Annotated in this window: 25 protein-coding genes; 15 read left to right on the top strand and 10 right to left on the bottom strand. The window is 68.3% G+C overall.

The genetic code is table 11. The features are described 5' to 3' along the window. Window positions 1-120: 120 nt before the first annotated feature. The 4 genes from C7389_RS17075 to C7389_RS17060 all read right to left on the bottom strand — a co-directional run bounded on the left by C7389_RS17075 (window position 121) and on the right by C7389_RS17060 (window position 5,586). Window positions 121-438, bottom strand: coding sequence for an amino acid kinase family protein (locus C7389_RS17075; protein WP_211168441.1), 318 nt, complete (start codon window positions 436-438; stop codon window positions 121-123). A gap of 36 nt (window positions 439-474) precedes the next feature. After that, the gene (locus C7389_RS17070) at window positions 475-1,665 is read right to left on the bottom strand and encodes a ribonucleotide-diphosphate reductase subunit beta (RefSeq protein WP_133593699.1); all 1,191 of its coding nucleotides are present in this window, start codon (window positions 1,663-1,665) and stop codon (window positions 475-477) included. Continuing rightward, window positions 1,665-4,538 carry a ribonucleoside-diphosphate reductase subunit alpha gene (locus C7389_RS17065; RefSeq protein WP_133593697.1) on the bottom strand — a complete coding sequence of 958 codons (2,874 nt, stop codon included), beginning with the start codon at window positions 4,536-4,538 and terminating at the stop codon, window positions 1,665-1,667. Before C7389_RS17065 ends, C7389_RS17070 begins: the two co-directional genes overlap by 1 nt. Window positions 4,539-5,118: 580 nt before the next feature. Continuing rightward, on the bottom strand, window positions 5,119-5,586 hold the full coding sequence (locus C7389_RS17060; protein WP_133593695.1) for a BON domain-containing protein: 468 nt from the start codon (window positions 5,584-5,586) through the stop codon (window positions 5,119-5,121). A gap of 443 nt (window positions 5,587-6,029) precedes the next feature. Here C7389_RS17060 and C7389_RS17055 point away from each other — a divergent pair, with 443 nt between their 5' ends. The 5 genes from C7389_RS17055 to C7389_RS17035 all read left to right on the top strand — a co-directional run bounded on the left by C7389_RS17055 (window position 6,030) and on the right by C7389_RS17035 (window position 9,471). Then, window positions 6,030-7,100: a diacylglycerol/lipid kinase family protein gene (locus tag C7389_RS17055; RefSeq protein WP_133593693.1), complete on the top strand. Its 1,071-nt coding sequence runs from the start codon at window positions 6,030-6,032 to the stop codon at window positions 7,098-7,100. Continuing rightward, window positions 7,097-8,065: a metallophosphoesterase family protein gene (locus C7389_RS17050; RefSeq protein ID WP_133593691.1), complete on the top strand. Its 969-nt coding sequence runs from the start codon at window positions 7,097-7,099 to the stop codon at window positions 8,063-8,065. The genes C7389_RS17055 and C7389_RS17050 overlap by 4 nt, the downstream gene beginning before the upstream one ends. 88 nt (window positions 8,066-8,153) lie before the next feature. Then, window positions 8,154-8,321, top strand: a complete 168-nt coding sequence (locus tag C7389_RS17045) for a DUF1328 domain-containing protein (protein WP_133593689.1) — start codon at window positions 8,154-8,156, stop codon at window positions 8,319-8,321. A 107-nt stretch (window positions 8,322-8,428) separates the two neighbouring features. Beyond that, entirely contained in the window at window positions 8,429-9,064 is a 636-nt protein-coding gene (locus tag C7389_RS17040; RefSeq protein ID WP_133593688.1) for a response regulator, read from the top strand. After that, window positions 9,061-9,471 (top strand): response regulator, encoded by a 411-nt coding sequence (locus C7389_RS17035; protein ID WP_133593686.1) that lies wholly within the window; start codon window positions 9,061-9,063, stop codon window positions 9,469-9,471. Before C7389_RS17040 ends, C7389_RS17035 begins: the two co-directional genes overlap by 4 nt. Before the next feature lie 89 nt (window positions 9,472-9,560). Here the strand turns inward: C7389_RS17035 and C7389_RS17030 are convergent, their stop codons facing one another. Continuing rightward, complete coding sequence (locus C7389_RS17030) at window positions 9,561-11,018, bottom strand: CHASE3 domain-containing protein (RefSeq protein ID WP_162851771.1); 1,458 nt, start codon at window positions 11,016-11,018, stop codon at window positions 9,561-9,563. A 164-nt stretch (window positions 11,019-11,182) separates the two neighbouring features. Here C7389_RS17030 and C7389_RS17025 point away from each other — a divergent pair, with 164 nt between their 5' ends. Continuing rightward, window positions 11,183-11,320, top strand: a complete 138-nt coding sequence (locus C7389_RS17025) for an entericidin A/B family lipoprotein (protein WP_133593682.1) — start codon at window positions 11,183-11,185, stop codon at window positions 11,318-11,320. A 311-nt stretch (window positions 11,321-11,631) separates the two neighbouring features. Here C7389_RS17025 and cysQ read toward each other — a convergent pair whose 3' ends face one another. Continuing rightward, the gene (cysQ, locus tag C7389_RS17020; RefSeq protein WP_133593680.1) at window positions 11,632-12,414 is read right to left on the bottom strand and encodes a 3'(2'),5'-bisphosphate nucleotidase CysQ; all 783 of its coding nucleotides are present in this window, start codon (window positions 12,412-12,414) and stop codon (window positions 11,632-11,634) included. 249 nt (window positions 12,415-12,663) lie between these two features. After that, a complete protein-coding gene (locus C7389_RS17015) occupies window positions 12,664-14,322 on the bottom strand; it encodes an isovaleryl-CoA dehydrogenase (protein WP_211168442.1) in 1,659 nt (552 codons plus the stop codon). Between the two features lie 129 nt (window positions 14,323-14,451). Here C7389_RS17015 and C7389_RS25185 point away from each other — a divergent pair, with 129 nt between their 5' ends. Next, complete coding sequence (locus C7389_RS25185; protein ID WP_211168443.1) at window positions 14,452-15,117, top strand: DUF4124 domain-containing protein; 666 nt, start codon at window positions 14,452-14,454, stop codon at window positions 15,115-15,117. 207 nt (window positions 15,118-15,324) lie between these two features. On the opposite strand, the gene mutL is transcribed toward C7389_RS25185, so the two are convergent. Continuing rightward, complete coding sequence (gene mutL / locus C7389_RS17005; protein ID WP_133593678.1) at window positions 15,325-17,184, bottom strand: DNA mismatch repair endonuclease MutL; 1,860 nt, start codon at window positions 17,182-17,184, stop codon at window positions 15,325-15,327. A 209-nt stretch (window positions 17,185-17,393) separates the two neighbouring features. Here mutL and C7389_RS17000 point away from each other — a divergent pair, with 209 nt between their 5' ends. The 7 genes from C7389_RS17000 (at window position 17,394) to C7389_RS16970 (ending at window position 24,546) form a co-directional block, all read left to right on the top strand. Further along, a complete protein-coding gene (locus C7389_RS17000) occupies window positions 17,394-18,098 on the top strand; it encodes a hypothetical protein (RefSeq protein ID WP_246034841.1) in 705 nt (234 codons plus the stop codon). 77 nt (window positions 18,099-18,175) lie between these two features. Then, window positions 18,176-18,823, top strand: a complete 648-nt coding sequence (gene purN / locus C7389_RS16995; RefSeq protein WP_133593676.1) for a phosphoribosylglycinamide formyltransferase — start codon at window positions 18,176-18,178, stop codon at window positions 18,821-18,823. Between the two features lie 12 nt (window positions 18,824-18,835). After that, a complete protein-coding gene (locus C7389_RS16990) occupies window positions 18,836-20,026 on the top strand; it encodes a DUF3108 domain-containing protein (protein ID WP_133593674.1) in 1,191 nt (396 codons plus the stop codon). A gap of 7 nt (window positions 20,027-20,033) precedes the next feature. Beyond that, window positions 20,034-21,326: an RsmB/NOP family class I SAM-dependent RNA methyltransferase gene (locus C7389_RS16985; RefSeq protein ID WP_133593672.1), complete on the top strand. Its 1,293-nt coding sequence runs from the start codon at window positions 20,034-20,036 to the stop codon at window positions 21,324-21,326. Beyond that, window positions 21,319-21,921 carry a phospholipase D family nuclease gene (locus C7389_RS16980; protein ID WP_133593670.1) on the top strand — a complete coding sequence of 201 codons (603 nt, stop codon included), beginning with the start codon at window positions 21,319-21,321 and terminating at the stop codon, window positions 21,919-21,921. The genes C7389_RS16985 and C7389_RS16980 overlap by 8 nt, the downstream gene beginning before the upstream one ends. Window positions 21,922-21,938: 17 nt before the next feature. Further along, window positions 21,939-23,288, top strand: coding sequence for a mechanosensitive ion channel family protein (locus C7389_RS16975; protein ID WP_246034839.1), 1,350 nt, complete (start codon window positions 21,939-21,941; stop codon window positions 23,286-23,288). An 85-nt stretch (window positions 23,289-23,373) separates the two neighbouring features. Beyond that, a complete protein-coding gene (locus tag C7389_RS16970) occupies window positions 23,374-24,546 on the top strand; it encodes a DesA family fatty acid desaturase (RefSeq protein WP_133593668.1) in 1,173 nt (390 codons plus the stop codon). Window positions 24,547-24,610: 64 nt separating this feature from the next. On the opposite strand, the gene queD is transcribed toward C7389_RS16970, so the two are convergent. Continuing rightward, window positions 24,611-25,066: a 6-carboxytetrahydropterin synthase QueD gene (queD, locus tag C7389_RS16965; RefSeq protein ID WP_133593666.1), complete on the bottom strand. Its 456-nt coding sequence runs from the start codon at window positions 25,064-25,066 to the stop codon at window positions 24,611-24,613. Between the two features lie 98 nt (window positions 25,067-25,164). On the opposite strand from queD, the gene C7389_RS16960 reads away from it, so the two are divergent. After that, window positions 25,165-26,019: a radical SAM protein gene (locus C7389_RS16960; protein WP_211168448.1), complete on the top strand. Its 855-nt coding sequence runs from the start codon at window positions 25,165-25,167 to the stop codon at window positions 26,017-26,019. 22 nt (window positions 26,020-26,041) lie between these two features. On the opposite strand, the gene C7389_RS16955 is transcribed toward C7389_RS16960, so the two are convergent. Then, the gene (locus C7389_RS16955; RefSeq protein WP_133593662.1) at window positions 26,042-26,338 is read right to left on the bottom strand and encodes a helix-turn-helix domain-containing protein; all 297 of its coding nucleotides are present in this window, start codon (window positions 26,336-26,338) and stop codon (window positions 26,042-26,044) included. Window positions 26,339-26,564: the final 226 nt, after the last annotated feature.

Raw genomic sequence — 26,564 nt, 5'->3', positions numbered from 1 at the left:
GCGCCCAGGGCATGGGGGCGGGCGTTTCGGGCGGTCGGCGATAGGTGCCGCCCTTCCCGCCGCAAAAGAAGGCGCCGCCGCCTGCCGGTCGGGCGAGGCGGCGGCGCGGATGGCAGCGTTTCAGGCGGAACGCGCGGTGGTGAGGCGGCCCGGCACCAGGCCGTTCACCACCTGCACCTGCTGGATGTGGCGGGCGGTCGCCATCACGTCCAGCAGTGCGCGGTCGAAGGGCAGGGGGCCTTCGGTCTTCGCCAGCTCGGCGGCGGTGGCTTCGCGCAGCAACTGCGCCTTGTCGCCATCCGGGCCCTTGGGGCCAGCGATGTAGACGCCACCCAGGTCTTCCACGATGGCCAGGCCGGCCGCGCCCAGCGCATCCGCCAGCAGGAAGGCGCCGGTACCGATCAGCAGCTTGTGAGTTGTGGAGGCAGATACGAACAAGGCCCCAACTTGGAGCCTGTCAACTGCACTTTCACCTCAATCCCAACTCAGCGCACCACCCGTCTGATATTCCGTGACCCGGGTTTCGAAGAAATTCTTCTCCTTCCGCAGGTTGGCTTGTTCATCCAGCCAGGGCAGTACGTTTTCGGCACCGGGGTAGGGTTCGCCCAGGCCCAGCTGGCGGGCGCGGCGGTTGGCGACGAAGCGGAACTGGGCCATGTGCTGGCTGGCGGAATAGCCGAGGATGGGTTCGCTCAGCAGGAAGTTGGCGTAGGCGCTTTCGCAGGCTTCCGCTTCTTCCCACAGGCGGCCGATGGCTTTCGGGTCCAGTTCCAGTTCTTCTTCGGCGATCAGGGTGCGGACGACGCGGATGCCGAAGGCGCAGTGCAGCACTTCGTCGCGCATGATGTATTGCAGCTGTTCGGCGGTGCCCTTCATCAGGCCGCGGCGTTGCAGGGCGAAGATGGGGGAGAAGCCGTTGTAGAACCAGCAGCCTTCGAAGATGCCGGCGAAGAAGAGGTAGGAGAGGGCGAATTCGTGCAGGTTGTCGCGGTCGGTGAGGTCGAAGTCCGACTGCATGACGCGGTCGAGGCGGCTGTTGGCGAAGGCGATCTTGCCGTGGATTTCCGGCACCACGCGGTAGCGGTTGTAGATCTCCTGCTGGTCCAGGCCGATGCTCTCGATGCAGTGCTGGTAGGTCCAGGTGTGCAGGGCTTCTTCGTACACCTGACGGGCCTGGTAGATCTGCAGCTCGGGCGCGGTCATCTTCTCCATCACCGCCAGGCCGATGTTGCGCATGGCGAGGATGTCGGAGGTGGTGAGGTAGGAGAGCACGTTCTCGAACACATGGCGCTCGGCCGGCGTGAGCTTGTGGTGATAGTCGTGCACGTCCTGGGCCATGGAGATTTCCAGCGGCGTCCAGTGGTTGCGGTTGGCGTTGAGGAAGAACTCCCACGCCCAGGGGTATTTGAAGGGGGCGAGCTGGTTGATGTCGCCCTGGCCGTTCACCACCCGCTTGTCGGAGGCGCGCACCGGGGCCAGCGCGCCCGGCCGGGGGCCGGCGGCATTCATGGCCGGGTTGCGGGCGGCGGCGGCGTCCAGGCCGGGGCGGCCGCCCAGCGGGGTGCCGCTACCGAAGCCGCCGGCGGGCGCTGCGCCCGCAGCGCCGGGCTGCGGGGTGGAGCGGGGCGCGGGGTTATCCCAGTCGTTGAAGTTGAAGGCGCTCATTATTGGCAGGCCTCGCAGTCAGGATCGAGGATGGAGCACGCCTTGGGGGCGGTGCTGCCGTAGGTGGCCGGCGAGGCGGCGGCGCTGCTGGCACTGCCGGCCTTGCCCGGCTGGGCGCTCTCGCCGCTGCTGCCGGCGCCGGTCTTTTCCATGGCGGTGGCGCCCAAGGTGCGCAGGTAGTAGGTGGTCTTCAGGCCGCGCAGCCAGGCCAGGCGGTAGAGCTCGTCCAGCTTCTTGCCGGAGGCGCCGGCGACGTAGAGGTTGAGCGACTGCGCCTGGTCTATCCACTTCTGGCGGCGGGAGGCGGCTTCCACCAGCCAGCTGGGTTCGATCTCGAAGGCGGTGGCGTAGCGGGCCTTGATGTCGGCCGGGATGCGGTCGATGGGGCCGAGCGAGCCGTCGAAGTACTTCAGGTCGCCGACCATGACTTCGTCCCACAGGCCGAGGGCCTTGAGGTCGCGCACCAGGTGGGCGTTGACCACGGTGAATTCGCCGGAGAGGTTCGACTTCACGTAGAGGTTCTGGTAGTCCGGCTCGATGGAGGCGGACACGCCGACGATGTTGGAGATGGTGGCGGTGGGGGCGATGGCGACGCAGTTGGAGTTGCGCATGCCGTGCTGGGCGATGCGGGCGCGCAGGGCGTCCCAGTCCAGGGTGGCAGAGCGGTCGACCTCGACCAGGGCGCCGCCCTCATTTCCGTTGGCGCCCAATTTGCCGCGGCCTTCGGCCAGCAGCTTCAGGCTGTCCAGCGGCAGGATGCCCTTGTCCCACAGGCTGCCGCGGAAGGAGGAGTAGCGGCCACGCTCTTCGGCCAGTTCGGTGGAGGCCCAGTAGGCGTAGTAGCACACCGCTTCCATGGAGCGGTCGGCGAATTCCACCGCGTCGTCGGAGGCGTAAGCCAGGCCCATCACGTGCAGGGCGTCGGAGAAGCCCATGATGCCCATGCCCACCGGGCGATGGCGGACGTTGGCGGCGCGCGCCTTGGGCGTGGCGTAGTAGTTGATGTCGATGACGTTGTCGAGCATGCGCATGGCGGTGCGCACGGTGCGGCGCAGCTTGTCGCCGTCCAGGCTCCACTTGCCTTCGGCATCGCGCACCAGGTGGGCGGGGATGTTCACCGAGCCGAGGTTGCACACCGCGGTTTCGTCTTCCGAGGTGTTCAGGGTGATCTCGGTGCACAGGTTGGAGCTGTGGACCACGCCCATGTGCTGCTGCGGCGAGCGCAGGTTGCAGGCGTCCTTGAAGGTGATCCAGGGGTGGCCGGTTTCGAACAGCATGGTGAGCATCTTGCGCCACAGCTGGATGGCCGGGATGCGCTTGAACAGCTTGAGTTCGCCCCGGGTGGCCTTGTCCTCGTAGGCGAGGTAGGCGGCCTCGAAGTCCTTGCCGAAGCGGTCGTGCAGGTCGGGCACGTCCACCGGGGAGAAGAGCGTCCAGTCCAGGTTCTCCATGACCCGCTTCATGAACAGGTCGGGAATCCAGTTGGCAGTGTTCATGTCGTGGGTGCGGCGGCGCTCGTCACCGGTGTTCTTGCGCAGTTCGAGGAATTCCTCGATGTCCAGGTGCCAGGTTTCCAGGTAGGCGCAGACGGCGCCCTTGCGCTTGCCGCCCTGGTTCACCGCGACGGCGGTGTCGTTCACCACCTTGAGGAAGGGGATGACGCCCTGGCTCTTGCCGTTGGTGCCCTTGATGCGGCTGCCCAGCGCGCGCACCGGGGTCCAGTCGTTGCCCAGGCCGCCGGCGAACTTCTGCAGCAGGGCGTTTTCCTTGATGGATTGGTAGATGCCTTCGAGGTCGTCGGCGACGGTGGTGAGGTAGCAGGACGACAGCTGGGAGTGGCGGGTGCCGCTGTTGAACAGGGTCGGCGTGCTGCTCATGAAGTCGAAGGACGAGAGCAGGTTGTAGAACTCGATGGCGCGGGTTTCGCGGTCGATCTCGTTGATCGCCAGGCCCATGGCCACGCGCATGAAGAAGGTCTGCGGCAGCTCGATGCGCACTTCGTCCACATGCAGGAAGTAGCGGTCGTACAGGGTCTGCAGGCCGAGGTATTCGAACTGGTGGTCGCGCTCCGGCTTGAGGGCGGCGGCCAGGCGGGCGATGTCGTACTCGCCCAGGCGCGGGTCCAGCAGCTCGGCCTTGATGCCGCGGCGGATGGCCTTGGGGAAGTAGTCGGCATAGCCCAGCAGCGGGTCGGACATTTCCGCCTGGGAGGTTTCGCGGCCCAGCACCTCGACGCGCACGGCGGACAGCAGCAGGCGGGCGGCGACGAAGCCGTAGTTGGGCTCGCGCTCGATCAGGGTGCGGGCGGCCAGCACCAGGGACTGGCGCACGGCGGCGATGGGCACGCCGTCGTACAGGTTGTGCATGGCGTGTTCCAGCACGGTTTCGGCGGAAACGTCTTCCAGCCCGGCGCAGGCTTCCTGGCATACCGCGCGCAGGGCGGCCACGTCCAGCGGGCGGCGGATGTCGCCATCCACCACATGCATCGCCGCCTCGCTGCCGGCGTCGCCGGCGTGGGCCATCTTCTCGGCGGCGCGCTCGGCGGAGCGGCGCTCGCGGTAGAGCACGTAGGCGCGGGCGACGTCATGTTCGCCAGAGCGCATCAGCGCGAGCTCGACCTGGTCCTGGATGTCTTCGATGTGCAGCATGCCGCCGTCCGGCATGCGGCGGGTGAGCGCCAGCACCACGGTTTCGCTGAGCTTGCCGACGATGTCGCGGATGCGGGCGGAGGCGGCTCCCTGGCGACCCTCCACCGCGAGGAAAGCCTTGGTCATCGCCACGGCAATCTTGCTCGGGTCGAAACTCACCACCGCGCCATTGCGGCGAATGACCTGGAAGGCGGCGAGTGCGGGGTCGATCGGGAGTCGGTCCATGGTTGTCGGGTCCTTGGGCGAGTTGTCGGAGGTTACGTTCTGCTCTGGGTCGCGGTCTTGCGGCTCAGAAACCACACTGTCGGCATGGGCCGGCAGCTTTGAAAAAACAAAAGGCAGAGCACGCAAGGCTCTGCCAATGGCGTTGAAGCGGTGGGCGAACACGGTAATTGTCCATAAACCTCACCAGGAAAGCCCCGCTCCGGTCCGTTATTGAAGGAACTGCGTCGCGGCCGGTTTCCTGGCGGTCGGGTCCTGGGTTCGTCGCTCACTTTCTCGGGAACATGCTCCCGGCGAAGGGGGACGATGGACTCGGTGATTGCTGGGCGGGAGCACGGAATCCGCAGTGGCTGCGGTGCCGTCTTCCCCCCGGATCCGGACAGGGCCGAACCGGTGCGACGAGGCGTGAAAGTTAATGGTCGAGGGTGGGTGCTGTCAAGGCTGGGGATACAACCTGTAGTGTTCCAGTTTGATTGATCCACTATATGTTGTTCAGTGGCGCGCTCCGGTTGTGGATAAAAAACGCCGCCCCCGTTTCCAGGGGCGGCGCGGCTTTCAGGGGATTTCGGGGGGATTCGGGTACTTAGCGGGAGGCAATTACCAACCGGTTATCCACATCTTTTACACCCTCCACCGAGCGGGCGATGGCGCTGGCGTTAGCCACCGCGACTTCGCTGGGCGCCTGGCCGGTGAGCACCACCACCCCCTTGTCGGTCTCAACCGAGATGTCCAGGGTCTTGAGATTTTCGGCTTGGACGATCTTGGCCTTCACCTCGGCGGTGATGGTGCTGTCCTCGGCGGCCTGGGCGATGGCGTCTGCCTTCTCTTCCATCTGGGCGCTGGCCTGTTCGCCCTTGCGCTCGGCTTCGGCGCCGGCGTTTTCCATCTTGCGTTCGATCTGCGCCGCCTGTTCCTTGGTGGCGTCGATGGCGCTGTCCAGGCGCTGGCCCGGCGTGGGCGGCTCGGGCTCGCCGCAGGCGACGAGCATTGTGGTGGAGGCGGCCAGAATGGCGGCGGTGAGCAGGGACTTGGTGGTCGGCTTCTTCATCATAGGTCTCCTTCTGGTCGAAGCGTTTGACGCTGTCAGGTGTGGCCCGGGCTCAGGCCGACACGCTTGTCGTCACTCTAGGGAGGCTGGCCGGGGCGGACTGTAGGCAGGCTGCCAAAGTCCTTGTAGGAAAAGGAGAAGTTGACCGCTGGTGTGCTACCGGTTGTTACAGGCGGCTGCATAGGGCCGCGATACTGGCAGCATGTTTGCGTGTGGCCGGCATGCGCGTCGGGCACCCGCGCGGCAAGACACCAAGGCTTCATTTCCCGTAAGCGGCGCTTGCGGGGAATGGCAGGAAGCCTCCCCGGAATAAGCAGGCTGGACCAGAGCCGTTCCGGGCGGTGGTGTGTGTTGCGGCGGATGAAGCCGATCCTGCGCCGGGCCGCTCCACTTCGACTGATCGCTGCCGGGGTGCAAGAAGCATCCGCCGCGCGAGGAGAGCGTTCATGCCCGAGATTATTTCTGCTGAAGCCCGGCCACTTGCGCAGCCCGCCCAGGCGGCGCGGCCGCTGCACCTCATCGCCAACCGTGCTTCCGGCTCAGGCGAGGGGCCGCGGCTGGAGGAACTCGCCGCCGAGCGCTGCCGCGAACTCGGCCGCGAACTGGTGGTGCATGTGCCGGACAGCCCCTCCGGGCTGGCGCAGGCGGCGGAGCGGGCGCGGCGGGCGGCGCAGGCGGATGGCGGCGTGGTGATCGCCGCCGGCGGCGACGGCACGGTGCGCACCGTGGCCCAGGTGCTGGCCGGCAGCGAGGTGCCGATGGCGGTGGTGCCCATAGGCACCTTCAACTTCTTCGCCCGCAACTACCGCATTCCAGAGGATATGGAGGGTGCGCTGGAGGTGGCTCTCCACGGCCAGCCGCAGGCGGTGAACCTCGGCCAGGTGAACGGCCATGTCTTTCTCGTGAACGCCAGCTTCGGCCTTTACGCCAAAGCGATTGCCGAGCGCGAGCGCAGCACTTCCCGCTTCGGCCGCAACCGGGCTGTGGTCATCGCTTCCACCGTCATCAGCATGCTGCGCGGCCATCCGGTGATGGACGTGGAACTGGAAATCGCCGGCGTGAGCCAGCGGGTGCGCACGCCCATGGTCTTCGTCGGCAACAACGCGCTGCAGCTCAAGGATGTTTCGCTGGATGTGGCGCGCTGCATGGGCGATGGCCAGCTGGCGGTGGTGGTGCTGCGGCCGGTGAGCTGGTGGGGCATGCTGAAGCTGACCTTGAACGGTTTGCTGCGCATGCTTTCCCAGGAACAGAGCCTGGAAAGCTTCTGCGCCCACCGCCTGCTGATCCGCCGCCGCCGCGGCCGCGTCCGGGTGGCGCTGGACGGCGAGCTGCTGCGGCTGGAGACGCCGCTGGAGTTCCGCTCCTGGGACGACGCACTGAGCTTGATGTCGCCCCCGCTGGCCGAGGCACGGAGAACTGAGGAAGAGCTGACCGCCGCCGCGCCCGGAGCGGACGCGGCTCCAACCGGCGGTGTTGCGCCGGGGAGCGTGGCAATGAAGGAGGACGTGGCCGGGTGAGCGTGCGCCTGCTGCATCTGTCGGATCCGCATTTCGGCACCGAGCGACCGCCGGCGGTGGCGGCGCTGCTGCGCGCGGCCGAGGCGCTGGCCCCGGATCTGGTGGTGATCTCCGGCGACATCACCCAGCGCGCCACTGCGGGGGAGTTCGCCGCCGCAGCGGACTTCGTGCGCCGCCTGGCGCCCCTGCCGCTGCGGGTGGTGCCGGGCAACCATGACATACCGCTGTGGAACCTGGCGCAGCGCCTGTTCAAGCCAAGGGCGCGTTTCGACCGCGCCTTCTTCACCCCGGAGCCGCCGCCCTGGTGCGTGGGCGGGGTGGAGTTGCTGTGCTTCGATTCCACCTCCCGCTGGCGGCACAAGAACGGCGCGCTGAAGCCGGCGGAACTGAGCGCCCGGCTGGCGGAGGTGAATTCTCCCGGCCTGCGCGTGGTCGCATTCCACCATCCGCTGGATTGCCGCAAGGACGTGGATGAGGAAAACCTCGTCCGGCCCGGGCCGGCGATTGCCCACGCGCTGGCGGAGGGCGGGGTGGACCTGGTGCTGGGCGGTCACATCCACGATCCCTATGTGGCGCTGGCGGCCGAGCGCTTCCCCGACGTGCCGAAGGCACCGGTAGTGGCGCTGGCCGGCACCTGTCTTTCCCATCGCCTGCGCGCGGGCGCGCCCAACTCTTTCAACCTGGTGGCCCTGGACGCGGCACGGGCGCGCATGGCCATAGAGCGCTGGGATTTGATCTCCGACCGTGACTTCGCCTGCGTCGGCAGCCGCAGCTACGGCCGTTCGGCGGAAGGGGAGTGGCGGCGGGTGGAGGCCGGGGAGGAAGTGCCGCAGCCGGCCGGCGATCCCATCATCGGCGGCAATGCCGCTGCGCTGACGGACTCCGGCGCGGGTATTGCCTTGTTGCCGGAGCAGGGCGGAACGGCGTCGGAATCGTCCGACAGCACATTAGGACGCGACCGATGAGGCGGCGCCGGAGCGGCGCGTAAAGTTCAATCGCACGCCCGGCACTTCCGCTGCCGTGCCTCCAGCCCCAACCTAGGAGGAACCCGTCATGCTGCACTACGCCGTAGTCTTCTTCGTCATCGCGCTGATCGCGGCCGTCTTCGGTTTCGGCGGCATCGCCGCTGGCGCGGCCGAGATCGCCAAGCTGTTGTTCTTCGTCTTCCTGGTGATGGCGGTGGTCAGCTTCGTCATCAACCTGATGCGTGGTAAGGGCTAGCCGCCGCATGCCTGCCGGCGGCGCAGCGCCGGCATAGAATCCGGCTTGCGGGCCCGCACATGCGGGGCGCAAGCCGGATTCCGATCAGAGAGACAAGGAAAACTCAAATGCTCGACATCGCCATCGTGGACGACCACCAGATCGTACGCGCCGGTTTCCGGGAGATGCTGGCGGATGAAATCGACATCCGCATCGCCTTCGAAGCCGCGTCGGGAGAAGCGGCCCTGGAGCATTTGCGCGAGTCTCCTTGCCGGGTGTTGCTGCTCGACCTGTCCCTGCCCGGACAGAGCGGCGTGGACGTGCTGCGCCGGGTGCGCCAGCGCTACCCCGACACCCGGGTGCTGATGCTGAGCGGCTTCCCGGAAGACCGTTACGCGCTGGCGATGATACGCAATGGCGCCGACGGCTACCTGTGCAAGGACTGCGAACGCGGCGACCTGGTGGCCGCCATACGCGCGGTGGCGCAGGGCCGGCGCTACCTCAGCCCGCGCACGGCCGAGTTGCTGGCGGACGAGCTCACCGGCGGCGGCAGCGGGCTGCCCCACGAGAGCCTTTCCGAACGCGAACTGCAGGTCTTCCTGCGGTTGGCGCAGGGCGAGTCGGTATCCGACATCGCGGATGCGCTCAAGCTCAGCGTCAAGACCATTTCCACCTACCGTTCCCGGCTGCTGGAGAAGATAGGCGTCGCCAGCAACGCGGAGCTCGCCACTTACGCCGTACGCAACGGCCTGATCGTCGAATGAGCGCCACCACTGCCCCCACGCCCGACGTACTCCCGGCACTGCGCGTGGCGCTGGTGGAAGACTCGCCCCTGCTCGGCCAGATCCTCTCCGGCATGCTGGAGGAGATGGGCGTGGAGCTGGTGGGCCGCGCAGAGGACGAGCGCGGCGCGCTGGACCTGCTGGCCGAACGCCAGCCGGCGCTGGTCATCGTGGACCTGGAGTTGCGCGCCGGCAGCGGCATCGGCGTGCTGCGTGCGCTGCACGCCGAACCTGCCCGCTTTGGCGCGCCGCGGGCGGTGGTGCTGTCCAACTACGCCCATTCCACCGTGCGGGAGCACTGCGCCGCGCTCGGCGCCGAGGCCTTCTTCGACAAATCCATGCAGATGGACGAGCTGCTGGATTTCGTCGCCAGCGCGCAGGAAGGGTAGGAGCCGCGGCCGCGGCTCATTCCTTGTTACCTTCGCGGCGGCCGGCGGCGCTTGTCGCCACCGCTGGCCGGGGCCCTGCCAGGTGCCCGCTAAGCCAGCGGAATCCGGACCACGATGCGGGTGCCCTTGCCGGGGCTGCTGTCCAGCACGAAGCTGCCGGCGAACATCTGTACGCGGTGACGCATGCCGGCCAGGCCGTGGTGGCCGACCGCGGTGCGCTTGGGATCGAAGCCTACGCCGTCGTCCGCCACCCGCAGTTCCGCATGGCCGGCGGTGAAGCTCAGTTCCAGCTCCACTTGCTGCGCCTGGGCGTACTTGCGGATGTTGGTGAGCGCCTCCTGGGCGATTCGGAACAAGGCCAGCGCGCGGTCGCCGCTGATCTCCGGCGTTTCCCCGTCGTCTTCTTCCGGCAGCTTCAGTACCACCTGCTGTTCATGGCCCAAGGCGAAGTCGTCGCCCAGTGCGCGCAGCGCGGCGACCAAGCCGAGATCCTGCAGCAGCGGCGGGCGCAGGTCATCGATGATGCGGCGCTTGAGGGCGATGCCGCTGGACAGGGTGTCGCGCAGGCGGTCCAGGTTGGGCTTCAGCGGCGCCAGCGCTTCCGGCGACAGTTTGCGCGCGATGGCGCCGGCATCCATCTTGGCAGCGGTGAGCAGGGAGCCGAGTTCATCGTGCAACTCGCGCGCCAGCCTGGCCTTCTCCACCTCCCGGCTGTTGGTGAGGTAGCTGGCCAGGCTGCTGAGTTCGGCGGTGCGGGCCTGCACCAGCGCATCCAGGCGCTCGTTCTCGGTCAACAGCAGACGGCCGATTTCCTCGCGCAGCTGCAGCTGGCGCAGGATGGTGTTGAACAGCATCAGCAGCAGCACCAGTGCGCCGGTGGCCAGGGCGATGACGGCGAAACGCGTCTGGCGGAAGCGCAGCACCGACTGGTCGATGGAGCGCTGGCTGGCGCTGCCCAGTTGCTGACGCAGGCTGTCCAGCGAGCCGCGGATCCGGTCCATCAACTGCTTGCCGACGATGTCGCCGGCGGGTTGCTCGGCCATGGTCCGCTGTGCCACCGCTTCGGCCATTACCCGCAGCTTGTCGTTCACCAGCTCCTGCAGCTCGGCGATGGCGGGGGCCGAGGCCGGCAGGTCGGCGAAGTCCTCGCTGATCAGGATGAGCTTCTGGTCCAGCCCAGTGATGGCGGCTTCGTAGGGTTCGAGATAGATGGGCTCGCCGGTGAGCAGGTAGCCGCGCACGCCGGTCTCGGCGTCCACCAGGCGCAGCTGCAGGCGGTCCAGCCGGCCGTTGCGCTCGCTCTGAGCCTGAACGGAGGACACCGCCTCCAGCCCCAGCGAGGATTGCCAGAAGCTGGTGATGAGCAGGGAGATGATGAGCGCGCAGCCGCCGGCCAGCAGCAGGTGCGGCCAGGCGCGCAAGCGCCCCAGCGGGCGGGGTAGCGGCAGCGAGGAGGAGAGCGCCGGGCCGGAGGCGGTGGCGGATTCGGCGAGGGGGCCGATTGGCGTTCCGGAGCCGGAAGCGGGGAGAGGTGAGGGCCGGTTCATGCGCTTGTCCTTGAGTCGCGTCGCGGGAGGGCGTGGCCGGGGAAGCGTGCGGCTGTGGGGCAGTCTAGCAAGCGGCCGAAGGAGTAGGATAGGCGCCGCGCCGCACCGCCTTGCGATCCCGCAGCCGCGGGGGCGGCGCCCAACCTGCATCCAGGAGACAGACAATGAAAGCGATCATCGCCCTCATCGCAGCTGCCTTCGTAATCAGTGGCTGCAACACCGTGGCCGGTGCCGGCAAGGACATCGAACGTGGCGGCGAAGCCATCCAGAACAAGGCCAAGGAAGTGCAGCGGGGGTCTTGAGTGGGTAAGGCCGCCTGCTGCCGCGTTTTGAGGCAGCAGGCGGTGGTTCTTTCGTTTCAAGGGTTTGTCCCTGTTTTCCACAGTTTTTCCCGGTAGCTGTGCACGGTGGCTGGGGAAAACCCGGGCCGGATGCCGTGCGGCGCCCTGACAAGCATTCGGTGTTCCCGCCATCGCGCTCCCGCAGGGGAGGCCGGCAGTGGCGCTCGCGGGCGCTTCCCTCCGCGCTCTCCGTCTTCCTTGGGCCTGTTCCAGCCTGCCCTGTTCCGTCGTGCCGCCCGCGTGCCTCGCGGGCGAGCCTGCAAGCGGCGGCCTCAGTCCCGTCCGCTGGCGACGAAGCGGGGATTGTCCAGCCCGGGTTTGCCATAGCCGAGCTCGGCACCCTGCAAGGTGCGCACATGCCCGCCAGCGGCCCGTAATACCGCATGACCGGCAGCGATGTCCCATTCCATGGTGCGGCCCAGGCGGGGATAGAGATCCGCCTCGCCACTGGCGAGCAAGCAGAGCTTCAGCGAGGAGCCGGCGCTGATGGAGCGCGCCACCCGGCGGCCGGCGAGGAAGGCGGCGAGGGCGCCGTCATTGCCGTGGGAGCGGCTGAAGACCACGGTGCAGCCTTCCGCTGGCACTGCCCGGCAGCGGATGGGGCGTATTTGCCCGGCTGTTGCCAGATAGGCGCCCAGGCCTGCCGCGCCGGCGTAAAGGCGGTCGAGCGCCGGTGCCAGCACCACGCCCAGCACCGGCTGGCCGGCTTCGATGAGGCCGATGTTTACCGTGAATTCGCCGTTGCGCTGGATGAACTCCTTGGTGCCGTCCAGGGGATCCACCAGCCAGAAGCGTGCGCCCGGCTCCGGCAGCCGGCCGGCGCAGGCGGCTTCCTCCGAAATCGCCGGAATCTCCGGGGTGAGCTGCGCCAGCCCGTGCAGGATCACTGCTTCCGCCGCGTGATCGGCTGCGGTGACGGGCGAGGCGTCCGTCTTGTAGGCCACCGCGGGTGCCGCACTGTTCTCCTGTTGTGCATACAGTTCGAGGATGGCCGCGCCGGCGTGCCGGGCGATGGCTTCGACCTGGGGCAGCAACTCGGGGTAGTCGTCTTTCACGGGCGTCTCGCGCTGAGGGAGCGGCGGATCATAGGCGGGCGGCGGCGGCACGGTCAGCCCCCGGCTTGCGACTGCGCACGCGGGTAGCGCTTGCCACTTTCTGAAGCAGAGGGCCTCGGTCCTTTGCTTTCAAGCGCTTGCGCAGTTTGTCCACAGCTTCTCCCACGGGCTGTGCACCTTGGCTGGGGAAAACGGTGGATTGTTTCGCTTATTACCGGATTCTCCACAGGCGGTTTTTCCCGCGGGGGGTCAAGGCGGATCGGGCCGTGCGCGCTGCAGCAGTGCGGCCGTGTCCAGCGCCGGCCCACCGCCGAAGGCGTTGCTGCCGGCTCCTTCCTGCAGCCGGCCCAGGCAGAACGCCTCGCCGGCAATCCCGTCGCCCTGCAGCAGGCGGGCGGCGGACACCGCCAGGGCGATGGCTTCGGTGAGGCGGCGGGCGTCCGCCTCCTGCGGGGCGGCCAGCAGCTTGCCGAGGCGGTCGAGGTGGCGGTCGTAGGCGGGGTGGCGGCCGCGGGCGGGTGCCAGTTCGGCGGCCAGCGCTGCGCCGGCATTCTTGTCGCGGGCCAGGGCGCGCAGTACGTCCAGGCACATGATGTTGCTGGCGCCCTCCCAGATGGCGTTGAGCGGCGACTGGCGGAACAGCCGCGGCATCGGGCTTTCCTCCACGTAGCCGTTGCCGCCCAGCACTTCCATCGCCTCGGCCACCAGCGCCGGCGAGCGCTTGCACACCCAGTACTTGGCCACCGGCGTGAGCAGGCGCTTGAGCGCGGCTTCGGCGGCGTCGTCGCGCTGGCGGTCCAGCGTGGCGGCCACCCGCAGGCAGAGGGCGACATGGCCCTCCACCTCCACCGCCATGTCGGCGAGCACTTGCGCCATCAGCGGCTGGGCGATCAGCGGTTTGCCGAAGGCCTGGCGGTGGCGGGCGTGGTGCAGGGCGTGGGCGAGGGCTGCGCGCATGATGCCGGCGGAGCCGTTGGCGCAGTCCAGCCGGGTGTAGCTGGCCATCTCGATGATGGTGGCGATGCCGCGGCCTTGCTCGCCCAGCGGCAGGGCGAGGGCGCCATCGAAGCGCACTTCGGCGCTGGCGTTGGAGCGGTCGCCCAGCTTGTCCTTGGCGCGCACCAGGTGGAGGGCGTTGAGGCTGCCGTCCGGCAGGAAGCGCGGCATGAAGTAGCAGCCCAGGCCATCCGCGCCCTGGGCGGTGACGAGAAAGGCGTCGCTCATGGCGACCGAGAAAAACCATTTATGGCCGGTGATGCGATACCAGCCATCGCCGGCCGGGTCGGCGCGGCTGATGTTGGCGCGCACGTCCGAGCCGCCCTGGCGCTCGGTGAGGCCCATGCCGATGAGCAGGCCGCGCTTGCCGGCGGCGGGGATGAAGCGCGGGTCGTGGGCCGGCGCGAGCGCGAGGCGCAGCCAGGGCTCGGCCAGCGCCGGCTCGCGCATCAGCAGCGGCAGCGCGGCGTGGGTCATGGTGGCCGGGCACAGGCTGCCGCATTCAACTTCGGCGAAGAGCTGGAACAGGGCGGCGCGCTTCGTTTGCGCGCCGGGCTGTTCGTCCGCCCAGGCGGCGCCGGCGACATGGTTGCGCTTCAGCCAGTCCAGGCAATCGTGCCAGGCGGGGTGGAAGTCGAAGCGGTCCAGCCGCCGGCCCTGGGCGTCATAGAGGCGCAGTTCGGGCGGGTGACGGTTGGCGAGTTCGCCGCGGGTGATCCAGTCGGCGCTGGCGAGTTCTTCGCCGAGGCGGGCGAGCGCCGGCTCCATCGCCGCGGCCACCGCCGGTCCGCATTCCCGCGCCAGCGCGTCGCGCATCGCGGCATGGCCGAGATAGCGGTTGTGGTCCTGCAGCGGCGGCGCCTGGTTGAATACGCCTTCGGTGGCTTCAAGATCGGTGGCGCGGGTCATCATGCGAGACTCCCTGGGCGTTGAGCGGGGAAGGGCGCTGCTTTCCCCGCTTGCTCCAGTATGGACGGCGGCAGGCATTTTTCCCGCCCCAGCCGGTCTACCGGTCATGAACAGGACAATGAGACGAGGGCTATGGACTCACGCTGGCTGATCGCCTGTCTGGCGCCCCTGCTGCTGGGCAGCGCGGCGGCGCAGGAGACGCAGGTCTACCGCTGGACCGAGCGCGACGGTCGGGTGAGCTACGGCTCCACGCCGCCGCCCGGTGTGAATGCGCAGCCCATCGGCGGCCGGGTGTCGGTGGTGCCGGCGCCGCCCAAGCCGACGCCGGAAGAGTTGGAGGCGCGCCGCACCGACCAGCGCCTGCGCGAGTTGGAGGTCCAGCTGGAGGATGAGCGCCGCCAGCGGCAGGCCAGCGAGGAGCGCGAGGCGGCGCGGGCGCAAGCCAGGGCAGACTGTGAGGCGCGCTACCGTGAGGACTGCGATGACGATGGCCGGCCGCTGGGGCGGCGGGTGATCGTGGTGCCACAGCGGCCGCCCTGGGCGTATCCGCCGACGCCGCGCCCGCCGGTGCGCCCTCCGCCGCCGCATCGGCCTGACCGCCCTGACCGCCCGGAACGCCCCTCGCAGCCGGATCGCAGCGAGCGGCCGCCCCGCTCGCCGGCGGCGACGGTGCCGGCCGAGCCACGTACGCCGGCGACCGCACCTCGGCCGGCAACGCCGCCGTCCGCGTCGACGCCGCCCGCCCCGCGCGGCCCGGCATCGCTGCGGGGGCCGGAGGTGGCGCCGGGCGAGCGTTGACGTCGGCGGGCCGGTTGGCCTGGCCCGGAGGGGGGTGAGTTGTTCAGGCGTTGGCCAGCCGTTCCGGCGGCGGTTCCGTTTCCGGAACGGCGGGCTTGGTGTTCCCGGCGGGGAGGATGGGGTGCGCGAGCCGCATGCGGGTCCGCGTCTGGTGTGCTGCCGGGCGGCTCCCGGTTCTTTCTGGTTCCCGCTTTTTCTCGCTTTTTCTTATTGCCCGCGCATGAAGAAGCGATCCAGGTCGCTCATGGTCAGCTGCGTCCAGGTGGGCCGGCCGTGGTTGCATTGGTCGGCGCGCTCGGTGGCTTCCATGTCGCGCAGCAGGGCGTTCATCTCCGGCAGGGTGAGCTGGCGGTTGGCGCGCACCGCGCCGTGGCAGGCCATGGTGGCGAGCAGTTCGTTGCGGCGGGTGGTGGCGACCTCGGTGGCCGGGAATTCGCGCAGTTCCTCCAGCAGCTTGCGCATCAACTCCGCCACCGGGGCGGAGGCGAGCAGCGCCGGCACGGTGCGCACCGCCAGTTCCTGCGGCCCGGCGGGGGCGACTTCGAAACCCATGCGCAGCAATACCTCGGCGCATTCCTCGGCGGCGGCCATGTCCTTGGGGCCGACCGAGAACACTGCGGGAATGAGCAGGCGCTGGATGGAGGGCGTGCCGTCCAGCACCGTCTTCAGGCGTTCGTAGAGGATGCGCTCGTGGGCGGCGTGCATGTCCACCAGTACCAGCCCGGCTTCGTTCTGCGCCAGCACGTAGATGCCATGCAGCTGGGCGATGGCGTAGCCCAGCGGCGGCGCGGCTTCGCTGCGCGGCAGCGGCGGGGGCGGCGCCCAGCTGCGCGGCTCGGCGGTGGCCACGCTGTCGCCGCTGCTGCTGGCGCGCGCCTGCGGCAGGGCGCTGGCCGGGCGGGCGCTGCCGACGAAGTCGAAGTAGGAGCGGCTGGCGGAGTCCATCGCCAGGCGGCCCTGGCTGGCGCCGGCCGGCGGCCAGTGGCGGGCGGCCGGTGACGTGGATGGCGGCGCGGCGTCCATGGCGGCCGGCGTCACCGGCGGATGGATCACGCCGTCCTCGTCGGCGACCAGACCGGCGCGGCTGGCGCCGGACTCGGCCAGGGTGCGCTTCACCGCGTGGAAGACGAACTGGTGCACCGCGCGGCTTTCGCGGAAGCGCACCTCGATCTTGGCCGGATGCACGTTCACATCCACGCCCGCCGGGTCCAGCTCCAGGAACAGCACGTAGGCCGGGTGGCGGCTGCCGTGCAGGATGTCGGCGTAGGCCTCGCGCAGCGCGTGGGTGAGCAGCTTGTCGCGCACGTAGCGGCCGTTGATGAAGAAGTACTGGGCGTCGCGGCTGGCGCGGGAATAGGCGGGCAGCGAGGCGAAGCCGGTGAGGCGCAGCGGGCCGCCTTCGGCATGGACTTCGCGGGCGTGGGCGAGGAAGTCGTCGCCCATCAGCGCGGCGACGCGGCGATCGGCCTCGCCTGCGGGCAGGCGGTGTATCACCCGGCCGTTGTGGGAGAGCTGCATGCCGAGGTCCGGCCTGGCGAGGGCGACGCGGCGGAACATCTCGTCGCAGTGGGCGTATTCGGTGCTCTCGGACTTGAGGAATTTGCGCCGCGCCGGGGTGTTGTAATAGAGGTCGGCCACGTCCACCACCGTGCCGGCGTTGAGCGCCGCCGGACTCAGGCTGCGGTCGTCGCCGTCTATCTTCCATGCATGGCTGGCGCCGGTGGCGCGGCTGGTGATGGTGGTGCGGGCGACGGCGGAGATGGCGGCCAGCGCCTCGCCGCGGAAGCCCATGGTGCCAACCCGCTCCAGGTCGTCCAGGCTGGCGATCTTGCTGGTGGCGTGGCGCTCCAGGGCGAGGGCGAGGTCGTCGCGCTCGATGCCGCAGCCGTCGTCGCTGACGCGGATGCGCCGCACGCCGCCCTGTTCCAGCTGCACCTCGATCGCGCGGGAGCCGGCATCCACCGCGTTCTCCAGTACCTCCTTGAGCACCGAGGCCGGTCGCTCCACGACTTCACCGGCGGCGATCTGATTGACGAGGAGGTCGGGCAGGCGGTTGATGACGGGCATTGTCGGCTGCGGAGGAAAGGCGGATGGGCCGGCAATTATACGGGCTGGCCGGGCTGCGGCCGGCGCGGGGCGTTGCCGCCGGCAGGGCACGGCGGGCACCCATGCAGCGGAGATGCCGCTGCCGCGCGGGCTTGGTTATTATTTGCCCAAATTATTCTGATGCCCGGGGCAACGGGGAGGCGTGCATGGGGCGTGGGGGAGGCGTAGGTGTGCGCAGGGGCTGGGCCGCGGGCATGCTCGGCATCGCGCTGATGGCGGGCTGTTCGTCGCCGGGCACGGCGCCGCGCGAAGGCCGCCTGCCGGCCTGGGCGGTGCAGCATCTGGTGAAGTCGGATGTGAACCGCTTCGTCGAGGCGGACCAGCAGCGCATCTTCATCAGCCTGCGCCGGCTGGCGGTGAAGCTCTACAAGCGCAACCCGAAGGAGTGGCGCAAGTCGGCGCCCACGCTGGAGGCGGCGGTGTCGCGCGTCTTCGACGACAAGCACGGCTGGCGCTTCGAGGAGCTGGGCTACCGCCGCGGGGTGGATGCGATACAGGTGGCGTTGCACCCCGGCTACCGCGGCGACCGGGTCATGGCCTATATCGTCGGCATGGCGAGCATGGTGCAGTCGGCCTTCGGCGACCGGGAGGAGTTTTACGTGCTGGATGATCTGGACGCCCAGCACCTCTACAATGCGGCCCGCAACGTCGAGATCGCGGCCTGGAAACTGGCCAGCGCGCGCGACGAGCGCGGCGAGCTGCTGCTGCTGTCGAACGAGATCGGCGACATCACCAACCTCAGCTTCGAGCGCGAGTTCGGGCGCATCATCGGCTTGCTGGAGCTTCTCTCCGACGTGGTCGAGGAGAAGACCGAACGTACGGTGACCCGGGTGGTCCAGAGCATGGCCACCGCGGTGTTCCTGCCGGTGCATTAGGCACCGGTTTCCGCCCGCCAGGGCGCCGGCCCCTGCCCGGATTTTTCCCGCAGCCTTTCCTGCAAGCCTCAAGGATCATGAAGTCCATCGTCATTCTCGTTTCCGGCCGCGGCAGCAATATGGAAGCCATCGTGCGCGCCGGCATTCCCGGCGCCCGCATCGCCGCGGTGATCAGCAACCGGCCGGATTCGCCCGCGCTCGCCTTTGCCGAGGCGCAAGGCATTGCCGCGCTGGCGATAGACCATAAGGCCTACGCCGACCGCAGCGCCTTCGATGCCGCGCTGGCCGAGGCGATAGACGCGCGCGATCCCGATCTGGTGGTGCTGGCCGGCTTCATGCGGGTGCTGACCGACGACTTCGTGCGCCGCTACGAAGGCCGCCTGATCAACATCCACCCGTCGCTGCTGCCGGCCTTCCCCGGCCTGCACACCCACCGCCGTGCGCTGGAGGCTGGGGTACGGGTACACGGCGCTACGGTGCATTTCGTCACCGCGGAGCTGGACAGCGGACCGATGGTGATCCAGGCGGTGGTGCCGGTGCGCGACGACGACGATGAGGCCAGCCTGGCGGCGCGGGTGCTGGAGCAGGAGCACCGCATCTATCCGCAGGCGGTGCGCTGGTTCGTCGAAGGCCGGCTGCAGCTGGGCGGCGACAACCGGGTGAGGGTCGTCGGTGCTGAAGAGGCCGGCGCCAGCTGGACCGTGCCGGCGCTGGGAGCCGGCTGAGGGCAGGCGGCCATGATCAACCGCCGCCTGCTCCTCGCGCTCGGGGCCTCGCTGCTCGCCCACGGCGCCTTGTTCGGCAGCGACCTCTGGCATTTCTCCATTGCACCGCTCGGGCAAACCGCAGCGGAACCGGTGTTGACTGCCACGCTGCTGCCGGCGCGGCCGGCGGCGCCCCCGCCGCCGGAGATCCGGCCCGCGCCGCCCCGGCCGGTGGCCGCACCGCCCCGGCCCAGGCCCGTCCGCCAGGCGGAGGCGGCCAGTACCAAGGCCGAGCCGGCGGGGTTGATGCCGCCGCCGCGGCAGTCGATTCCCGACGTGGATGCGCCTGAGGAGTTCGCCCCGCCGGCGCCGGATAACGGCGGCGGCGCGCTGCCTGTCTCCGCTCCCTTGCCGGTGGCGGAAAAGGACGGCGCGGTGGACAATGCGCCCCCGGCGGAGGCCTTCAGCATCGAAGGTTGGCCGGCGCAGGGCAGCATCAGCTTCCGGGTGTTCCTCGGCGAGAAGCGCCTGGAGGTGGGCGAGGCCAGCCACAGCTGGTCGCATGACGACGACAGCTATCGCATGGAGGTGAACCTGCGCACCACCGGGCTGATCGCGCTGGTGCGCGGCTTCCAGTATTCCCAGCACAGCGAGGGCGGCGTGGGGCCGCAGGGCCTGCAACCCCGGCGTTTCAGCGTGCAGCAGCAGGGCAAGGAGCCGGAGACGGCGCTGTTCGACTGGCAGGCCGGCAAGGTCAGCATCCGCCGCGGCGAACGCGAGCGGCGCAGCGCCGGGATCCAGGCAGGCGACCAGGACGTGCTTAGCCTGTGGCACCAGATCGGCATCGTCGGCACCGCCGGCCTGCCGCGCACGCTGACGGTGGTGAGCAACAAGGAGGCCAAGATCGCGCTGCTGGAGGCGGTGGGCGACGAGGGCCTGCGGCTGCCCATCGGCAGGGTCGATACCCTGCGGCTGCGCGCCCAGGCGGAGGACGGCTCGCTCACCATAGACATCTGGCTGGCGCGCAACTACGGCATGCTGCCGGTGCGCATTCGCATGACGGACGACAAGGGCGAGATGTTGGACCAGCAAGCTACCCACCTGCGGCTGGCGCAGGCGGACGAGAACAAGGGAGGCGAGCGCGAGCTGGCCGCCGTGCAGGAAATGGTAGAACTCAAGGAAGAGAAGAGCGCGGAGGCCCCGAACGGCCTCTTCGCCAACTGAAGGCGCTATGCAGAAACAGACCAAGACGAACGAGGCCGCCGTTTCCCGCGGCCTGCTGATCCAGGCCACCCAGGTATTGGGCGCGGTGCTGGCCTTCGAACACCCGGCGGACGCGGTGTTGTCCCGCCACTTCCGCGACAACCGCGAGCTCGGCCACCGCGACCGCGGCTTCATCGCCGAGGCGGTGTACGGCATCCTGCGCCGCCTGCGCTGGCTGCGCCGCCTGGCCGGCGACGACGCCACCCCGCGGCAGCTGCTGCTGGCCTGGCTGGCGCGCGGCGAAGGCTGGCCGATGCGCCAGTTCGAGGGCCTGGCCTCGCCCACCGAGCGCGACTGGGTGGCGGCAGTGAAGGCCGCGCCCATCGATGGCGGCAGCCTGGCCGAACGCGCCGACCTGCCCGACTGGCTGGCCGAGCGCCTGCTCGCCACCCATGACGAGGAAGCGCTGCTCGACCTCGCCCGCAGCCTCAACCAGCCGGCACCGTTGGATCTGCGGGTGAACCTGCTGAAAGGCAACCGCGACGAAGTGCTGGCCCGGCTCAACGCGGAAGGCTTCAAGGCCGAGCCCGGCGCCTGGTCGCCGCAGGCCATCCGCCTCGGCGGCAAGCCGGCGCTGCAGAAGCACCCGCTGTTCCTCGATGGCACGGTGGAAGTGCAGGACGAAGGCAGCCAGTTGCTCGGCCTGCTGGTCCAGCCCAAGCGCAGCGAACTGGTGGTGGACTTCTGCGCCGGCGCCGGCGGCAAGACGCTGCAGCTGGGCGCGATGATGCGCTCCACCGGCCGCCTCTATGCCTTCGACGTCGCCGAGAAGCGCCTCGCCAAGCTCAAGCCGCGCATGGCGCGGGCCGGGCTGTCCAACGTGCATCCGGTGCTGATCGCGCATGAAAACGACGCCAAGGTGAAGCGCCTGGCCGGCAAGGCCGACCGCGTGCTGGTGGATGCGCCCTGCAGCGGCTTGGGCACCCTGCGCCGCAACCCCGACCTGAAGTGGCGGCAGAGTGCTGCCGGCGTGGACGAGATGGTCGCCAAGCAGCGCGCCATCCTGGCCTCCGCCGCCCGCCTGGTGCGGCCGGGCGGGCGGCTGGTGTACGCCACCTGCAGCCTGCTGGCGGAAGAGAACGATGCGGTGGTGGATGCCTTCCTGGCCGCTCACCCCGGCTTCCGCCAGGTCGACGCCAGCGCGGTGCTGGAGAAGCAGGGTGTGGCCCTGCAGACCGGCGAACGCTTGCGCCTCAGCCCGCGGCTGCATGACACCGATGGCTTCTTCGCGGCGGTGCTGGAACGGAGCGCCGATGCCTGAGCGCCGTCCTGGTCCCCGGCACCGCGCCCGGGGACTGCTGGCCGCGCTCGCCCTGTCCGCCCTCGTGGTGCCTGTCCTCACCCCCGCCGCCGCCAGCCAGCGCATGCCGGCCAGCGGCGAAGTGGAAGTGGCCTTCACCCCGCGTGACGATGCCGAGAAGCTGCTGCTCAAGGTCATCGGCAGCGCCCGCCGCAGCCTGCAGGTGCAGGCCTATGCCTTCACCAGCCGGCGCATCGCCGATGCCCTGGTGGCGGCGCAGGCGCGCGGCGTGGCGGTGGAAGTGCTGGCCGACGCCAAGATGAACCAGCGGGAAAAGGGCAACGCCCTGCCGCGCTTGCTCGCCGCCGGTGTGCCGGTGGCGCTGGAAACCCGCTACGCCGCCGCCCACAACAAGCTGCTGATCGCCGATGCCGATGGCCCGCACTGCGCGGTCGCCACCGGCTCCTACAACTTCACCTGGTCGGCGCAGAACCGCAATGCGGAGAACGTGCTGGTGCTGCGCGACAACTGCGCCCTGGCCGGCGCCTACCGCGACAACTGGCGGCGCCACCGCGCGCAGGCCACGCCCGTTACCCGTCTGCCCTGGAAGCCCTGACCGAGGAAGTCCCGCATATGGAAGCCATGCCCGCCGACGCCGCCGGAACCGAGTTCGCTGCCCTGCTGCAGCACATCTGGGCAGACCTGCACGATCCCCGTGTGATCTGGCAGGTGGCGGCCCTGGCGCTGTGCCTGGGGGCCGGCTGGATGGTGCAGCGGCTGGCCTTGCAGCGGGCGAAGGCAAATGCGGTGGAGACGCCGGCCAGCGCGGCGCGCCGTTTCGGCCAGCACGGCATACGGCGGGTGATCTTCCCGCTGTCGGCGCTCATCCTGGTGGTGGGGGCACGTGCGGTGCTGAACAAGTTCCAGAACGTCTATCTGCTCGACCTCGCGGTGCCATTGCTGATGTCGCTGGCGGCGATCCGCTTCGTCGTCTTCGCTGTGCGCCAGGCGGTGGGCCACTCCAGCTGGCTGGGCGGCTTCGAGCGCAGCTTCGCTGCGCTGGCCTGGATCGTGGTGGCTTTGCACATCGTCGGCTGGCTGCCGGAAGTCATCGATGGGCTGGACGCCATCTCCTTCACCATGGGCAGCCAGAAGCTGTCGCTGTGGATGGTGATGCAGGGGGCGGCCATGGTGCTGCTGACCGTGCTGGTGGCGCTATGGATAGGCGGGGTGGTGGACCGCCGCCTCTCCGCCGCCGCCGGGCTGGACGCCAATGTGCGGGTGGTGATGGCGCGGGTGGCGAATGCCCTGCTGTTGCTCATCGCGGTGCTGGTGGCGCTGCCCATGGTCGGCATCGACCTGACCACGCTCTCGGTATTCGGCGGCGCGCTGGGCGTCGGCCTCGGCCTCGGCCTGCAGAAGATCGCGGCCAATTACGTCTCCGGTTTCATCCTGCTGCTGGACCGCTCGTTGCGCATCGGCAACCTGATCACCGTCGGCACCGAGCGCGGCGTGGTGCGGGAGATCACCACCCGCTACACGGTCATCCGCGCCGGCAACGGGGTGGAGTCCATCGTGCCGAACGACACCCTGGTGGGCTCCATCGTCAAGAACGAAACCTACAGCGACACCAATGTTTCGGTTTCGCTGGATTTCCAGGTGGCCTACGACGCGGACGTCGAGAATGCGATGGCCATCCTCGTGCAGGTGACCGCCGAGCAGCCGAGGGTGCTGAAGACGCCGGCGCCCCGCGCCTACCTGGTGAGCTTCGGCGACAACGGCATCAACCTGCGGCTGGGCTACTGGATCGCCGATCCGCAGGAAGGCACGCTGGGCATCTCATCCGCCATCAATCTCGAGGTGATGCGCCGCTTCAAGGCCGAAGGCATCGGCTTCCCCTATCCCCAGCGCGAGGTGCGGCTGCTTCCTGGCTCCGAACTGAACGCCGTCTTGCCTGTCCCAGACTCCGTGGCCAAGGATTGATCAAGGCGTGTGTTTTGTGGCGATTCCCCGCCAGGCCATCACGTAGAATCGGCACAGCTTTTCCCCTGCAAGGACTCTTCTGCACATGATCTCCGGGTTGTTCGATCTTCCCTGGTGGGGCTACGTCCTCGTCGCCCTGGTGCTTACCCATATCACCATCGCCTCCGTCACCATCTTCCTCCACCGCCATCAGGCCCACCGGGCGCTGGATCTGCATCCCATCCCCAGCCATTTCTTCCGCTTATGGCTGTGGCTGACCACCGGCATGGAGACCAAGGCCTGGGCCGCCATCCACCGCAAGCACCACGCCAAGTGCGAAACCGAGGAAGACCCGCACAGCCCGCAGACGCGCGGCATCCGCAAGGTGATGTGGGAGGGCGCCGAACTGTATCGCGCCGAGGCGAAGAACGCCGAAACCCTGGCCCGCTACGGCCACGGCACGCCGGACGACTGGCTGGAGCGCAATGTGTACCGGCGCTCCACGCTGGGCGTATCCATCATGCTGATCATCGATCTCATCGCCTTCGGCCCCATCGGGCTGACGATCTGGGCAGTGCAGATGGTGTGGATTCCATTCTGGGCCGCGGGCGTGGTCAACGGCCTCGGCCACTACTGGGGCTATCGCAATTTCGACTGCACCGACGCCTCCACCAACCTGGTGCCCTGGGGGCTGATCATCGGCGGTGAGGAACTGCACAACAACCATCACAGCTTCGCCACCTCGGCCAGGTTCTCCGCCCGCTGGTACGAGCTCGACATCGGCTGGGTGTATATCCGCACGCTGGAGCGGCTGGGGCTGGCCAAGGTGAAGAAGGTGATTCCGACGCCGAAGTTCGGCGAGGCCAAATTGATTCCCGACCTGGAGACCCTGCAGGCGGTGATCACTCACCGCTACGACGTCATGACCCACTACGTCGCCTCGCTGAAGCGCATCTGCGGCGAGGAAATCGACAAGCTGATGAAGAGTCATCACGCTGGCAGCTTCGATGCCAAGGCGCTGAAGCGCTGGGTGCTGTCCGGCGAGGAACGCCACCTCGCCGAGGGGCAGAAGCAGCAACTGCAAGTGGTGATGAAGGACAGCATCGCGCTCAGCCTGGTGGTATCCATGCGCGAGGAGCTGTCGGCGATCTGGGCTCGCTCCACCGCAACCCATGAGCAACTGCTGAAGCAGTTGCATGACTGGATCGCGCGGGCGGAAGAGAGCGGCATCCAGCAACTGCAGGAGTTCTCGATGCGGCTGCGGCGCTACGCGGCCTGAAAAAGCCCGCGCCGGACGTGAAAAAGGGAAGCAGGCGCTTCCCTTTTTTCTTTGCCGTGGCGGTTCAGCTCCGGCTTTCGTCCCTCAGTGCGTCGGCCCAGCAGTTCGGCGTCTCGTAGAGGCGGACACGTTCCAGTCGCAGGTGGTTGCCGTAGATGTCCTGGTAGGCCGCATCCAGGATGCGGAAGGCGACGGCGGCAAGGTTCTCGGCGGTGGGGACCACATCCAGCACCACCGTCTTGTGGCCGGGAACCGTGGCGAGGAAATCCACCACCAAGCTGTCGCCGCGATAGACGAGAAAAGCGTGGTCCCAGCGGCTGACCACCTGTTCGTTGGCGATGCGCTTGACGTCGGCGAAGTCCATCACCATGCCGTTGACCGGCTGTCCATCGGCCTTGATGATGTCGCCCGACAGGGTGACCTCCAGCACATAGCGATGGCCATGCAGGTGGCGGCACTGGCTGGCGTGATCCGGTATCCGGTGGCCGGCGTCGAATTCCAGACGGCGGGTGATGCGCATGGTGAGTCTCGGCAGAACGGGCGCGGATTATAGCATCGGCCTCCGGCCCCCCGTCTTGCCTGCGGCGTCCAACTTCCCCGCAACCCACTGAGTCGATGATGATTTCCCTTGCCCGCCCGCTCACCATCCGCAACCACGACCGCGATCTCGCCGGGCTGACCTACGTCTATCCGGTGCTGTCGCGTCGCGCCGGCGGCGTATCCATTGGCATCAACCTCAATCCCAACAATGCCTGTAACTGGCACTGCGCCTATTGCCAGGTGCCGGATCTTGTCCGCGGCAAAGCGCCTGCCATCGATCTGGCGCAACTGGAGCAGGAGTTGGGCGGCTTCCTGGACGATCTGGTCCATGGCGACTGGCTGCAGCGCCATGCGCCGGAAGGCATGCGAGCGATCCGCGACATCGCTTTCTCCGGCAACGGCGAGCCAACCAGCGCAGCGGTGTTCCCGGAAGCGCTAGACCTGGTGGTGCGCCTGCGGGAGCAGGCAGGCCTGGGAAAGGAAGTGCCGATCCGGTTGATCACCAACGGCAGCCTGATGGCGCAGGCGCGTGTCCAGCAGGGCGTGCATGCGCTGGGCGAGGCCGGCGGCGAAGTATGGTTCAAGGTGGATGCGGGAACGGTGGCGGGTATGGAGCGCATCAACGGCGTTCGCATGGACCCGGCGGCGGTGGCGAAGCATCTCGCATTGAGCGCCTCGCTCTGCCCGACCTGGGTACAGACCTGCATGTTCCGCTGGGATGATGCGCCGCCGTCCGGGACTGAGCTCGCGGCGTACCTGGATGTGCTGACCGCTGCCGGTGTGAGCAAGCTGCAAGGCGTGCTGCTGTATGGCCTCGCCCGCCCTTCCATGCAGGTAGAGGCGAGCCATCTGAAGCCGCTTACCGCCGGCGAACTGGAAGCGATTGCCGGGCGTATACGTGAAAAAGGGCTGACGGTACGCGTCAGCCCTTGAGATTGCCTGCTACCGGCACGGATCAGCTGCGCTCTTTCTTCTTGGCGCGGGCTTCCTTCTTCAGCGACTTGTAGAGGTCGGGGTTGGTCGCCTTCAGGTATTCGGCAACTTCCATGTCGTCCTTCTTCACCTTGCTGATGTCGATCTGCTCGATGTGCACGAGGCGCAGCAGAGCCTGGACGGGGCGCGGAATGTTGCGGCCGCTCTCATAGCGGGAGCCCCCGCTTTGGGTTACGCCGATCTTGGACCAGAACTGGGACTGGTTCAGACCGAGCTTGCGACGGATCTCGCGGACGTCAATGGTTTCGGCGTTTTTCATGATTAAGCCCTGTGTTGGGTAGCCAGACGCGATATGAGACCTGGCTGGGTTTTAGAAAGTTCCTACGACTTAAGTTGTAGGGTGAATCAAGTATAGATCACTATTCTTCATACATACAACCGGGATGCCGCTCAGTTCCGGGTTAACCGTAACCAATATTTGCGGTTCTCCGTGTCAAGATTCTCACTCCTGCAAAAACCTCCGCCTTTGGATAGAATTTCGGGCT

This window comes from Azoarcus indigens, assembly GCF_004361735.1.
GTDB classification, from domain to species: Bacteria; Pseudomonadota; Gammaproteobacteria; order Burkholderiales; family Rhodocyclaceae; genus Azoarcus; species Azoarcus indigens.
This window is presented reverse-complemented; position numbering and strand designations above follow the sequence as displayed.

Coding starts and splice junctions, on each gene's coding strand:
- C7389_RS17070 (WP_133593699.1), bottom strand. CDS start 1,665: ATGAGCGCCTTCAACTTCAACGACTGGGATAACCCCGCGCCCCGCTCC.
- C7389_RS17065 (WP_133593697.1), bottom strand. CDS start 4,538: ATGGACCGACTCCCGATCGACCCCGCACTCGCCGCCTTCCAGGTCATT.
- C7389_RS17060 (WP_133593695.1), bottom strand. CDS start 5,586: ATGATGAAGAAGCCGACCACCAAGTCCCTGCTCACCGCCGCCATTCTG.
- C7389_RS17055 (WP_133593693.1), top strand. CDS start 6,030: ATGCCCGAGATTATTTCTGCTGAAGCCCGGCCACTTGCGCAGCCCGCC.
- C7389_RS17045 (WP_133593689.1), top strand. CDS start 8,154: ATGCTGCACTACGCCGTAGTCTTCTTCGTCATCGCGCTGATCGCGGCC.
- C7389_RS17040 (WP_133593688.1), top strand. CDS start 8,429: ATGCTCGACATCGCCATCGTGGACGACCACCAGATCGTACGCGCCGGT.
- C7389_RS17035 (WP_133593686.1), top strand. CDS start 9,061: ATGAGCGCCACCACTGCCCCCACGCCCGACGTACTCCCGGCACTGCGC.
- C7389_RS17030 (WP_162851771.1), bottom strand. CDS start 11,018: ATGAACCGGCCCTCACCTCTCCCCGCTTCCGGCTCCGGAACGCCAATC.
- C7389_RS17025 (WP_133593682.1), top strand. CDS start 11,183: ATGAAAGCGATCATCGCCCTCATCGCAGCTGCCTTCGTAATCAGTGGC.
- C7389_RS17015 (WP_211168442.1), bottom strand. CDS start 14,322: ATGATGACCCGCGCCACCGATCTTGAAGCCACCGAAGGCGTATTCAAC.
- C7389_RS25185 (WP_211168443.1), top strand. CDS start 14,452: ATGGACTCACGCTGGCTGATCGCCTGTCTGGCGCCCCTGCTGCTGGGC.
- mutL (WP_133593678.1), bottom strand. CDS start 17,184: ATGCCCGTCATCAACCGCCTGCCCGACCTCCTCGTCAATCAGATCGCC.
- purN (WP_133593676.1), top strand. CDS start 18,176: ATGAAGTCCATCGTCATTCTCGTTTCCGGCCGCGGCAGCAATATGGAA.
- C7389_RS16990 (WP_133593674.1), top strand. CDS start 18,836: ATGATCAACCGCCGCCTGCTCCTCGCGCTCGGGGCCTCGCTGCTCGCC.
- C7389_RS16985 (WP_133593672.1), top strand. CDS start 20,034: ATGCAGAAACAGACCAAGACGAACGAGGCCGCCGTTTCCCGCGGCCTG.
- C7389_RS16980 (WP_133593670.1), top strand. CDS start 21,319: ATGCCTGAGCGCCGTCCTGGTCCCCGGCACCGCGCCCGGGGACTGCTG.
- C7389_RS16975 (WP_246034839.1), top strand. CDS start 21,939: ATGGAAGCCATGCCCGCCGACGCCGCCGGAACCGAGTTCGCTGCCCTG.
- C7389_RS16970 (WP_133593668.1), top strand. CDS start 23,374: ATGATCTCCGGGTTGTTCGATCTTCCCTGGTGGGGCTACGTCCTCGTC.
- queD (WP_133593666.1), bottom strand. CDS start 25,066: ATGCGCATCACCCGCCGTCTGGAATTCGACGCCGGCCACCGGATACCG.
- C7389_RS16960 (WP_211168448.1), top strand. CDS start 25,165: ATGATTTCCCTTGCCCGCCCGCTCACCATCCGCAACCACGACCGCGAT.
- C7389_RS16955 (WP_133593662.1), bottom strand. CDS start 26,338: ATGAAAAACGCCGAAACCATTGACGTCCGCGAGATCCGTCGCAAGCTC.